The organism is Enterococcus sp. C57 (assembly GCF_040887305.1).
Taxonomy (GTDB): Bacteria; Bacillota; Bacilli; order Lactobacillales; family Enterococcaceae; genus Enterococcus_B; species Enterococcus_B hirae.
This window is the reverse complement of the sequence record NZ_JBFOFP010000006.1, coordinates 182,554-193,443: the sequence shown is the minus strand read 5'-3', so window position 1 is coordinate 193,443 and position 10,890 is coordinate 182,554. Positions and strand designations below refer to the sequence as shown.

Annotated in this window: 10 protein-coding genes and 1 pseudogene; 3 read left to right on the top strand and 8 right to left on the bottom strand. The window is 36.9% G+C overall.

Translation table 11 applies throughout. The features are described from left to right. Positions 1-540 precede the first annotated feature (540 nt). Positions 541-903: a hypothetical protein gene (locus AB5M32_RS09240; protein ID WP_010720718.1), complete on the bottom strand. Its 363-nt coding sequence runs from the start codon at positions 901-903 to the stop codon at positions 541-543. A gap of 73 nt (positions 904-976) precedes the next feature. After that, the gene (locus tag AB5M32_RS09235) at positions 977-1,357 is read right to left on the bottom strand and encodes a CvfD/Ygs/GSP13 family RNA-binding post-transcriptional regulator (protein ID WP_010720719.1); all 381 of its coding nucleotides are present in this window, start codon (positions 1,355-1,357) and stop codon (positions 977-979) included. A 91-nt stretch (positions 1,358-1,448) separates the two neighbouring features. On the opposite strand from AB5M32_RS09235, the gene AB5M32_RS09230 reads away from it, so the two are divergent. After that, positions 1,449-2,615, top strand: coding sequence for a MalY/PatB family protein (locus tag AB5M32_RS09230; RefSeq protein ID WP_034700567.1), 1,167 nt, complete (start codon positions 1,449-1,451; stop codon positions 2,613-2,615). Between the two features lie 141 nt (positions 2,616-2,756). On the opposite strand, the gene AB5M32_RS09225 is transcribed toward AB5M32_RS09230, so the two are convergent. Continuing rightward, the gene (locus tag AB5M32_RS09225) at positions 2,757-3,341 is read right to left on the bottom strand and encodes a peptidylprolyl isomerase (protein WP_010720721.1); all 585 of its coding nucleotides are present in this window, start codon (positions 3,339-3,341) and stop codon (positions 2,757-2,759) included. Between the two features lie 327 nt (positions 3,342-3,668). Between AB5M32_RS09225 and AB5M32_RS09220 the strand changes: the two genes are divergently transcribed. Further along, positions 3,669-4,667 carry an NAD(P)/FAD-dependent oxidoreductase gene (locus AB5M32_RS09220; RefSeq protein ID WP_034700569.1) on the top strand — a complete coding sequence of 333 codons (999 nt, stop codon included), beginning with the start codon at positions 3,669-3,671 and terminating at the stop codon, positions 4,665-4,667. A 120-nt stretch (positions 4,668-4,787) separates the two neighbouring features. Beyond that, positions 4,788-5,297 carry a phosphatidylglycerophosphatase A gene (locus AB5M32_RS09215; RefSeq protein WP_010720723.1) on the top strand — a complete coding sequence of 170 codons (510 nt, stop codon included), beginning with the start codon at positions 4,788-4,790 and terminating at the stop codon, positions 5,295-5,297. 576 nt (positions 5,298-5,873) lie between these two features. Here AB5M32_RS09215 and AB5M32_RS09210 read toward each other — a convergent pair. The 5 genes and pseudogenes from AB5M32_RS09210 to AB5M32_RS09190 all read right to left on the bottom strand — a co-directional run. Continuing rightward, positions 5,874-6,515 (bottom strand): TIGR01906 family membrane protein, encoded by a 642-nt coding sequence (locus AB5M32_RS09210; RefSeq protein ID WP_034700571.1) that lies wholly within the window; start codon positions 6,513-6,515, stop codon positions 5,874-5,876. Position 6,516: 1 nt separating this feature from the next. Further along, positions 6,517-7,281, bottom strand: coding sequence for a TIGR01457 family HAD-type hydrolase (locus tag AB5M32_RS09205; RefSeq protein WP_010720725.1), 765 nt, complete (start codon positions 7,279-7,281; stop codon positions 6,517-6,519). A 2-nt stretch (positions 7,282-7,283) separates the two neighbouring features. Beyond that, the gene (locus AB5M32_RS09200; RefSeq protein ID WP_010720726.1) at positions 7,284-7,943 is read right to left on the bottom strand and encodes a YutD family protein; all 660 of its coding nucleotides are present in this window, start codon (positions 7,941-7,943) and stop codon (positions 7,284-7,286) included. Between the two features lie 36 nt (positions 7,944-7,979). Continuing rightward, positions 7,980-9,365: a bifunctional UDP-sugar hydrolase/5'-nucleotidase gene (locus AB5M32_RS09195; protein WP_053766347.1), complete on the bottom strand. Its 1,386-nt coding sequence runs from the start codon at positions 9,363-9,365 to the stop codon at positions 7,980-7,982. Positions 9,366-9,815: 450 nt separating this feature from the next. Continuing rightward, positions 9,816-10,283 (bottom strand): annotated as a pseudogene (locus AB5M32_RS09190) (hypothetical protein); the annotation flags it as partial. Positions 10,284-10,890 lie beyond the last annotated feature (607 nt).

The window sequence follows — 10,890 nt, the reverse complement described above, 5'->3', positions numbered from 1 at the left end:
ATGCTAATCAATTGAGATTGCCGTAGCAACTTTTATATCATATCAGAGCGACGTTTGTTTGTCAACTCTTTTTTAAAAGTTTTTTTCGACTTCGTTTTTCAGAAGTGTTTCAGCAACTCACTTATCATAACTCGTCGTTTGTTATTTGTCAACAACTTTTTTGAAGTTTTTTTCGATAGAATCAAGCTTCGTAAGCTGTCATTTTTTAACGACTCAGTTATCTTATCATGTGTTTTTAGAAACGTCAAGAACTTTTCTGCTATTTTTTTAGAAAGTTTCATTACGCTGTTTCTTAAATCAACGTTAATAAATTTATCACGTAAACCAAGGTACGTCAACAAGCATTTTCACTTAATTTTTCAAAAGAATATTCAAGCAAAAGATCATCATTCGCTTTTACTTCAAAAGAAGCATAAAAAAGTTTGCATTATCGAATATAATCCATGATAAACTGAACGTTTCATCCTTTAAGGAGGGCCGGTTACCATAAAAAAAGAAACTTGAATTTTTTTCAAGTTTCTTTTGGTGTCTAATTCTACATTAAAAGAAAGGAACTCCTTCCACTTCGTAAGTGCCAAGGACAGAGCGCATTTGATCTGGGTCTTCCCAAAGATAGCCTTTACCTAAGTCTTCACTTTGACTTTTTTGCTCAGTTTCAAAAACAAACAATGGAACATTTTCGTGATTAATATGTGTATTGGTCAACTCCATCAAATTAATTTTGCTAACATCAATATGAACGATTTCTTTTAAAAAGCTAAGTATGTTTGCTAACCCCGTCTTTTCTTCTGAAAGCTCTGCTAATGCAAACTCCAGCTTGTCATCAATTGAATGGACTAAAAATTTTTTTGATCCATCCTCCAAATGCAACATGATTGTACCAGCTACTTTTTTGCTTGCCAAAATTTCCACCTCGATCAACTTGTTCTGTGGTTTACATAAAAATTCTAGCACATTTTCAGAAAAAATACACTTTTTATTTCTTATTTTCTTTCTGTTCTAGTTCTTCTAGTGCTTCGTCCACCCATTTTGGTAGTTGTTCCGCAATCGTGGCAAACCCGATCTTTTTATTTTTATTCGTAAAGTATCTTTTCCTTCGATAAGGAATAACAGGGCTCTTCTTCTCCAACGTACGTAACGACAAACTAATTTTTTTTGAATATTCATCAATATCAATGATTTGAACAGTTACTGGTTGGCCAACTTTTAACAATGTGTGAATACTTTTCGTGTAACCTGATTGTACTTCTGATACGTGAATCAAGCCTTGTGTTTCCTCGTCTAAAGACACAAATGCACCATAAGGCTGTATTCCAGTTATTTTTCCTTTAATTATTTGTCCAATTTTATATGTCATGTACTTCCCTCTCTTTGCATTTATCATTATACTGTAAATGATTTAAAAAAAGAAGTTTTGAAAATACTCAATAGAAAAAGGGGTCCTTTAGATGAGTGAATTTGACAAGAAAGTTTCAAGAAGACATACCGATAGCGTAAAATGGGATTCAATTAAAGAAACCTATCAAAGAGACGACTTATTGCCTTTATGGGTTGCAGACATGGATTTTTTATCACCTGCTGGAGTAAAAAAAGCTTTTGAAAATTATGTTTCTCAAGGTCTTTTTGGTTACTCTACCGTTTCAGAAAAATTATATCACGCAGTCATCAATTGGGAAAAACAACAGCATCAGGTATCTTTAACAAAAGAACACATTGTCTTTACTAGCGGTGTTTTATCTAGTTTAGCTGTTGCAATTCAAACTTTTACTGAACCAGGTGACAGTGTGCTGATCCATGACCCCGTTTACCCACCTTTTTCTGCAATCGTCGAGAGTAATCACCGTCAGCTTATACGGAGTCAATTAATTGAACAAAACAATAAATTCATGATGGACTTTCAAGATATGGAAAAAAAGATCGTTGAACAACAAGTAAAAGTGGTAATCCTTTGTAATCCCCACAATCCAGGGGGGCGTGTTTGGACTAAAGAAGAATTATCACAACTAAGCGAACTATGTTTGAAACACAAAGTGCTGCTTTTTAGTGATGAAATTCATCAAGACTTAGTTTTTTCAACGAACCATTTTAACTCGATGTTAACGATTGATGAAACACTAAGTCAGTCTTTAATCACGTTTACTTCGGCAACCAAGACCTTTAATTTAGCAGCGATTAAAAACTCAATGGTGTTTATAAAAAATCCTAAATTAAAAGAACAATTTGAACAGCGGTTACTAATGAATCAGCAACAAGATATAAATACTTTTGGTCTAATCGGTACACAAGCTGCTTACGAAACGGGTAGAGAATGGCTTAGTCAACTGCTTCCTTATATAGAAAAAAACGCGGCCACTGCCACTTCTTTTTTTGAAAAACATTTACCTCAACTAGGTGTGATGACGATTGAAGGAACGTATTTGATGTGGTTAGATTTTTCTGCTTATGAAGCGAATGACGAGTTGCTAGAACAAACATTGATTACCAAAGGAAAAGTTGTTTTAAATCCTGGCATCTCATTTGGTCCTGCCGGTCATGCTCATATGCGATTGAATTTAGCTTGTCCGGAAGAAACACTACTAGACGGATTGATGCGGATAAAAAAAGCCTTCACATAAAAAACAAAAGCATTTTTGACGACTTTTAAACGAGGTTCTATTCTAATTAGAAATAAAATAAACCAACTGGGTCAATGATTGAAACCAGTTGGTTTATTTTGTGATTAGTTAATAATTAAAATGTCTTACTATTGCGAGTGATTATTCTGATACTTCAACTTTCTCGATCACTACATCATGTACTGGACGATCTTGTGGACCACGTTGTACGTTAGCAATTTCATCTACGGTAGTCATGCCATCAATCACATGACCAAATACAGTATGACGGAAATCTAGCCAAGGTGTCCCACCACCTTTGTATGCTTCGATGATTTCAGCCGGGAAGCCTGCACCTTCTAATTGATCTAGCATATTCGCTGGTACATTTTCATTATTCACGATAAAGAACTGGCTACCGTTTGTATTTGGTCCAGAGTTAGCCATCGATAACGCCCCACGTAAGTTGAACAACTCACGACTAAATTCATCTTCAAAACTTTCACCATAGATGCTTTCGCCACCCATACCTGTACCAGTTGGATCGCCACCTTGAATCATAAAATCAGGGATGACACGGTGGAAAATTACTCCGTCGTAATATCCTTTTTTAGCAAGTTCAATAAAATTTTTAACTGTTTTAGGCGCTAATTCTGGGAATAATTGGACCGTAATGTCACCACGGTTTGTTTTTATTACTGCCTTTGGTCCTTTTTCATTTTCTAAGCTTAATTGTGGGAATACCATATCTTTTTCCTCCTAAAAATTATTCCTTCATTGGTAATAATAACATATTCTCTCTATTCGCTGTTACATGAAACTTAAGAAAACAAAAAGACTCATCCTTATGTAAAAATGATTATATACTTTTTATCAAATGATAGATACTTTTCTGCGTTTCTCTGACTTAAAAAATAATCCACGAGTATTTTTAAATATGTGAACCAGTAGATTTCACGAGAGATCGTTTTCGCTTCTGCCCCAACCTCCTTAAGAATTAGAAATAAATCATTTGTTTGAGAAGTATTCTCAATTAAATTCTGCTATAGTGTGGGTATGAGGAGGAAGTTTTCTATGGAAATCTATGATATTACAATTATCGGTGCAGGACCAGTAGGGATGTTTGCAGCGTTTTACGCAGGTATGCGTCAAGCAAAAACTAAGATCATTGACAGTTTACCTCAACTAGGTGGGCAATTAGCAACGCTTTACCCAGAAAAATATATTTATGATATTCCCGGCTATCCCGCCGTGAAAGCCAGTGACTTAGTAGCAAATCTGGAAAAACAGTTAACCACATTCAATCACTCTTTTCATTTGAATGAGGAAGTTCTTTCTATTACTAAAGAAGATGAAATAATTGAGATCACAACTACTAAAGGAATCCACTATTCAAAAGCAGTCATTTTGACTTTAGGAAGCGGTTCTTTTCAACCTAGAAAATTAAATGTACCAGAAGCAACAACTTATGAGCATCACGGTCTCGATTATTTTGTGAACGATTTAATGAAATATGCTGGTAAAAAAGTAGCAATTGCAGGTGGTGGTGATTCAGCAATTGATTGGGCGTTGATGCTAGAACCGATTGCGAGTGAAGTTTATCTTATCCATCGCCGGCCAGAATTTAGAGCTCATGAGCATAGTGTAAACTTATTGAAAGCTTCATCAGTCAATCTTTTAACTCCCTATCTCATCGATGAATTATCTGGAGAAAATGGGGAATTGACTGCTGTTCGCTTAAAACGGGTAAAAAGCGAGGAAACAATTGAGTTACTGATTGATTCATTGATTGTTAATTATGGATTCACCTCAAATCTAGAACATCTTTCAACATGGGGACTTGAAAGTACCAGAAATGCAATTTCAGTAAACTCAGATATGTCAACCTCGATACCAGGCGTTTATGCTGCTGGCGATATCTGTTCTTACAAAGGAAAAGTAAAATTGATCGCTACTGGATTTGGCGAAGCACCTACAGCTGTCAATAATGCGTTACACTTTATTAACCCTAAAGAACGCACACAACCTGGACATAGTACCAGTTTATATGATAAAAAAGTTCCTCCGAAATAGGATAGCTTGAATGATTTTTGACCATTTTGTCCAAAGCAGAGGAGACAACATTTGTTTCTTGCTTTTTTATTTGGTAGGCTAACAGTATAGTTGATTCACAGAAGCAAAAGGAGGAAGAAAATGGTTATCAAAACTGAAACGCTAGAAGAAAAAGCACGTGAATTGCTCAATGAGCGTGGAGTAACCCTTGAAGACATTGCTGAGCTAGTGATGTTTTTACAAAAAGATTACATTACTGATCTTACTTTAGCAGATTGTATCCAAAGTGTTCACGCTGTCTTAACCAAACGTGAAGTCCATAACGCGATCATAACTGGGGTTCAATTAGATATTTTAGCAGAAGAAAATAAGTTGATGTCACCGCTCCAACATATCATTGAAGATGATGAAGGACTGTATGGGATCGATGAAATACTAGCCTTATCAATTGTAAATGTCTATGGGACAATCGGTTTCACTAATTATGGCTATATCGATAAAGTAAAGCCTGGTATTTTACAAAAATTAAATAGCCATGACGGAAAAAATGTGCATACTTTCTTGGATGACATCGTGGGTGCAATCGCTGCCTCTGCTGCCAGTCGTCTTGCTCACCAAGAGCCAGAAAAACGCAGTCGTTTGACTCAATAAGAGGTTGTGAAAGAAGCGATCAGCTCCGAGCGAATAAGAGAGGATTTTCTAAAATAGCTTCTCATATTTTAGAAAATCATCGCTTATTGCTGAGGAGTTGCTTCTTGAACACCGTGAATCAGAGGTTGTGAAAAGAGCGTTTTGTCCTGAGTATTAAGGATGAAAATCTCGAAACAGCTTTTCATGTTTTGAGATTTTTTGACTTAATACCGAAGGACAGCTCTTTGAACACCGTGAATCAGAGGTTGTGAAAACATCGTATAGCTCCGATGACAATAAGAAAGAATTTTTTAAAATAGCTTCTCATATTTTGAAAAATTCAGGCTTATTTCAAGGAGCTGATGTTTGAACACCGTTTAGAGAAAGAGGTTGTGAAAAGAGCGTTTTGCCCTGAGTATTAAGGATGAAAATCTCGAAACAGCTTTTCATGTTTTGATATTTTTTGACTTAATACTGAAGGACAGCTCTTTGAACACCGTTTAAAGCAAAAACCCGAGACAATCTCCTTGTCTCGGGCTTTTTTTATTCTATTGAAACAAAATAGGCATTATGATTTGTTCTATTCTATGTTTGATTTTAACTTCTTTTTAGCTCTCTTTTTCCAATGATCACAAAAAAAGCAAAAAAGAGTTCAATCAAAATAAAAAATAAAATAAAACTATGCATAAAAAATTGTTCTGGTAAGACGTTAATGATTGGATCGGTTGTCGGATCAAACAGCCAATCGTCGTTGTTAAAAAATGTTTCATGGAATAAGATAAAAAAGCGATCAAATCCTACCAACATAAAAAAGCCAAAAACAATCGGTACGAGCATTCCAATCTTAAACGGTTGAACTAAACGCCAAAAACGCTTATGACGTTTCAGATAAAAGAGATAGTAGATACTAGGTATCAACGTCAACAGCAGCACAAAATAGTTAAGTAAAAAAAGTTTTTTGACTTCATAAAAATGATGTGCTCCACTTGCAGAAATAGGAAAATTTTGCAGACTTAACTCCTTCTGAAAAGGATTATTTAAATAAGCCATTAATTGATCAAAATTTTTCAATAAAGTTTCTTGATCAAGCGTAGTATGATCCAATATGTTCAGATATTTGATGTCTAGTTCATAGAGAAAGCGAAAATTGATTGTTATCGCGATCGCCAGACTGATCAGCATGAAGAATAGACAAACCAAACCCGCATATTCTCCCCACACCCATTTTGTTTTTCTCATTCTAGAAACTCCACTCATCTAACGAACGGAGAACGTGTGTAGCAGGTACCGGTAATAAAGGTACATCCTCAGCTTTCGTAAATCCTGAGAGCACCAACAACGTATCAATCCCATTTCGAATCCCTGCTTGGATGTCTGTTTCATAGTTGTCTCCAACCATGATGACATCTGCTTTCGTTAAACCTAATTTTTCTACCGCCTTATCCATAATGATCGCTTCTGGTTTGCCAATATAAATCGGCGGCGTCTGTGTAGCTGTCTCCACGAACGAAATAACCGATCCTGCACCTGGCAGCAGCCCACGCTCAGTTGGAATATTTTTATCTGGATTTGTTCCAATAAATGTTGCCCCTTTTTGGATCGCAAGAGTCGCTTTGACTACTTTTTCATACGTCAGATAATTATCTAGACCGACTACTACATAATCGGGATTTTCTTCGTCCCAGACAAATCCTGCTTCTAAAATCAAATCGATCAAACCAGCTTCACCTATGGCATAAAACGTGTTTCCTTTCCCGGCAGCGTGCATAAAATCGATCGTTGCTAAAGAAGCTGTGTAAACAGTTTCTGGGCTGACGTGTATATCAAATTCATCTGCCAAGCGATTGGCTACTGCCTGTGGACTTTTTGTGGTGTTATTCGTAACAAACAGAAAAGGCTGTTTTTTTGCCTGAAGAGCCTCCACAAAACGTTTCCCAGCAGGTATAGGTTCAGTCCCCCGATAAATCGTTCCATCTAAATCAATCAAATATCCTTTATAATCCATCTTTACTCTTCCCTTTGTCTTATCGTAAAATTAGTGTTGGCTTTTGGTTTAGTTGATGTTTTTTCAGTCTTTTTTTGTTCTGTTTTTCTTTTTTTGATGACCGGTTTTTTGTGATTTGAAGAAACGGGTCCTTTTTTCTCATCAATGTACGCACGATGTTGGTTTTGATTTTTCTTTTTTCTTCGGCGAGGAGTATTTTTTTCCTTCTTACCTCCGATTTGTTCAATCACAAAATAAGCGCAACCAAAATTACAATACTCATACAAATAATCTTCCAAAGCATCAATTCGTTGGTCGGGATGAGCACGTCTGTTATCTACTCGGAAAAATCCTTTTAATCTTAATTGTTCATAGCCCCAATCACCAACGATATAGTCATAACGCGACAAGACTTCACTATATCTTTCGCCAAGTTTTTCTGGATTGAACCCCTCTCGATGATCCTTTACTAGGCGATAGTGCTGTTCGCCAATCAAAAAATTCTTCTCATCGATGAAAGTAATGATTTCTCCCTTTACTTTCTCCGGTTTGGGTTCTTCGATAATTTCTTCTAACACGGCGGTGATTTCTTCTGTCACCGTATGGTCCTCGACATTTTTCGCTGTCTGTTTTTCTTTTGTTTTAGCTTCAACGGCGTGTTGCTCTTTTTGTTTTGCCGACATGCTTTCACCACCTATCGTTCCTATTATACCTTGTTTTTATTTTATTGGATAGTGAGCATTTAAGTATTCCCCTACTACGCTACGAATAAATTCCGGAAATAAAAATTCATTTTCACCAGCAATCTCAATCGTTGGAAAGAAAGGTACAAACATAAAATGATCCACTGTTGTAAATGTATATCGACGCTCGTTATCTATCGGCTGATTCAACCAGTGAACTTGATGATTCACTGCATCATAAGAGATCCCACTATAAACCACTTGTCCAAAAATTTTCCCCCGAAATCCCATACCTCTGATTGGGTAATTGCGTAAAAAGGCACGATTTTTTTCGATTTCTAATACCAATCGAATCAAATCACTTCCTTTAAGTGTGACATTCAGTAAATGCATTGGATGAGGTAATGCCGTATGCAGTTGATCCTGATTGATCAACCCTGCTGGTAATCCAGTTAAAAACAACCCACTATTTAGCATTGCGCCTTGTGTTTGCCCACGATACTTGACTGCTTCTAACGCCTCATAGATAAAAGAATGTTCTGCAAAAATATCTACCGATAAATCATAAGGTAACTTGGCTACTTTTTTTGCCGCTAATAGTTCGTGCCCTTTAGTTAAATAATCATGGCTTTCCTGCTCATCTTCAATAAACGTCGTCATCGTTTCTGTTGGAATAGCCCGAGCTGATTTTTGGATGATGTTTTTATGCTCATCAACGGTGAGGTGAACCTCTCCAACGTATTGTCCATATTTTCCCGCTGCTGCAAGCTGAACACCATTAACGATTTGACCATCAATCAGCAAATGATGCGTATGTGAGCCTAAGATTACATCGATTGACGGAAGTTCTTGGGCAATCTGACGATCGTCTTGGATACCTAGATGACTCATCAATACCAAGATGTCTACTTTTGGTCTTAGTTCTTCCACCAATTCAGGCAAAATATCATAAGGGTTTCTGATATCCCAACCATTTGGACTATATGTTAAGGGAAAAGGAGCCGTCAAAGCCAGTAAGCCGATTTTAGTCTGTTGAGGAGTTTCAATGATCTTGTACTTTTTTGCCCATTTCGGCGGTTGCAACAGATGTTTATCAAACAAATTATCCAATAAAATATCAAAGTTTGCCTGATCATAAAGATGATTCAATTGATCCTTGGCATTTCCCACGCCTTCATTATTACCTATCGTCACAGCATCATAGCCTACGTTATTCATTAGTTCAACATTTGCTTGTCCATCGGTTGCTTCTGATAGCGGGTGCCAGCGATCAACAAAGTCACCTAAATCAACAGTGATGGTCGTGGTATTTTCTTTTTTTTCGTTTTCACGCTTTTTTTGCTCAATAAACCTTCTGATTTTAGGCCAGTTTTCTAGATGCGAGTGTAAATCATTCGTATGTAATAGAACTATTTTTTCCATCTTATTCTTTCGCCTCACTTTTCTTTATCATACCATAGGCTTTTTCTTTGTTCACTTTGAAAGATTTTAAAGAAAATCAAATTCCTCCGCTGTGAATAGACTCCATTCTAAACGTTAGCCTTGTGGATAATATCGGATCAAAGTAATAATCAGTCTATCTCTAGCTAGCGATTCGGGGTAGAAAAGTGATGAAAAAATACGTTACAGCAAAACATGATCAATAGACATAATTCTATTGGCATTGCCCATTCATTCGTCAGCTAACTTTCAATCAAATCGACAGAAATAAGCCGTAGAATTTCCAATATACGCAGGACGAATGTCGGAATTCTTCGGCTTATTTCTTAAAACTAACTCTTCTATCACTACTTCTTCAGTAATAATCAAGTAGTAATCAAGTAGCAATCAGTTTCTCATTTTTCTCTTTTCAGCCAACTAATTGAAGTTTTTTTAATCAAAAAATTGATTAGATGCAGCTATGCTGATTTGTAGACGATCCAATGGTTCGCCAAACATTCCTGCCCAGCCATCATAGCCAGCGATAGAGGTGCCATCATCACAACATACTCCTAGCCAACCAGCTCGGGCGGTCGTTTGAGAACGGTAGTAGGCTTGCGATAATGTCTTACCTGTAGGTGTTGTATAGTAAAGTTGCACACCATCGATGGCTTCACCAGGATTTCCTGCACATCCATTGACCATATCATTTGGATCACCTTTGCTGACCCAATCTAACCAACCACTTTTTACCGTATGGACTCGATAACGAATCGTTCCCGCATCTACTTTGATATAAAGCATGTCATGTTGATTATTTGGCAATCCTGAAAAACCGTTGGAATCGACATCATTGAAATTGGTAATTTCTCCTAACCAACTTCCGCCCAACACACGTAACCCATAGTGAACATTGGTAGAAAAACTTCCCCCATTATTTACCCCTGGTGAATAAGTAAATAAAGGATTGGATTTCGCAATCCCGATTTGCAGACGGTCTAGCGGTTCGCCAAACATTCCTGCCCAACCATCGTAACCGACGATCGATGTTCCATCATCGCAACAAGTTTGTAACCAGTCAGCACGAGCGGTCGTTTGTGAACGGTAATATGCTTGTGAATAAGTTTCTCCAGCAGGTGTTGTGTAATAGATTTGTACACCATCAATCGCTTCTCCAGGATTCCCTGCACATCCATTGACCATATCATTTGGATCACCTTTACTAACCCAATCTAACCAACCGCTTGTCATCGTGTGTACTCGATAACGTAATGTTCCTTTATCAACCTTGATATATAGCATATCGTGTTGATGATTCGGTAATCCTGAAAAACCATTAGAATCTGAATTGTTAAAGTTAGTGATTTCTCCTAACCAAGCTCCCCCCAACACTCGTAAACTATAATGAACATTTGTCGAAAATGAAGGTGGCGTTGGGTCATTAGTTATTCCTGTTGAACTTGATTGATTAAAACCGCCAGAAAAACGCCAAACTTCATAATAATGAAACCCATTTGCAACGATATAA

Excerpts from the sequence above, each read along its gene's own strand:
- AB5M32_RS09235 (WP_010720719.1), bottom strand. The coding sequence starts at position 1,357 with ATGACATATAAAATTGGACAAATAATTAAAGGAAAAATAACTGGAATA.
- AB5M32_RS09230 (WP_034700567.1), top strand. The coding sequence starts at position 1,449 with ATGAGTGAATTTGACAAGAAAGTTTCAAGAAGACATACCGATAGCGTA.
- AB5M32_RS09225 (WP_010720721.1), bottom strand. The coding sequence starts at position 3,341 with ATGGTATTCCCACAATTAAGCTTAGAAAATGAAAAAGGACCAAAGGCA.
- AB5M32_RS09220 (WP_034700569.1), top strand. The coding sequence starts at position 3,669 with ATGGAAATCTATGATATTACAATTATCGGTGCAGGACCAGTAGGGATG.
- AB5M32_RS09215 (WP_010720723.1), top strand. The coding sequence starts at position 4,788 with ATGGTTATCAAAACTGAAACGCTAGAAGAAAAAGCACGTGAATTGCTC.
- AB5M32_RS09210 (WP_034700571.1), bottom strand. The coding sequence starts at position 6,515 with ATGAGAAAAACAAAATGGGTGTGGGGAGAATATGCGGGTTTGGTTTGT.
- AB5M32_RS09205 (WP_010720725.1), bottom strand. The coding sequence starts at position 7,281 with ATGGATTATAAAGGATATTTGATTGATTTAGATGGAACGATTTATCGG.
- AB5M32_RS09200 (WP_010720726.1), bottom strand. The coding sequence starts at position 7,943 with ATGTCGGCAAAACAAAAAGAGCAACACGCCGTTGAAGCTAAAACAAAA.
- AB5M32_RS09195 (WP_053766347.1), bottom strand. The coding sequence starts at position 9,365 with ATGGAAAAAATAGTTCTATTACATACGAATGATTTACACTCGCATCTA.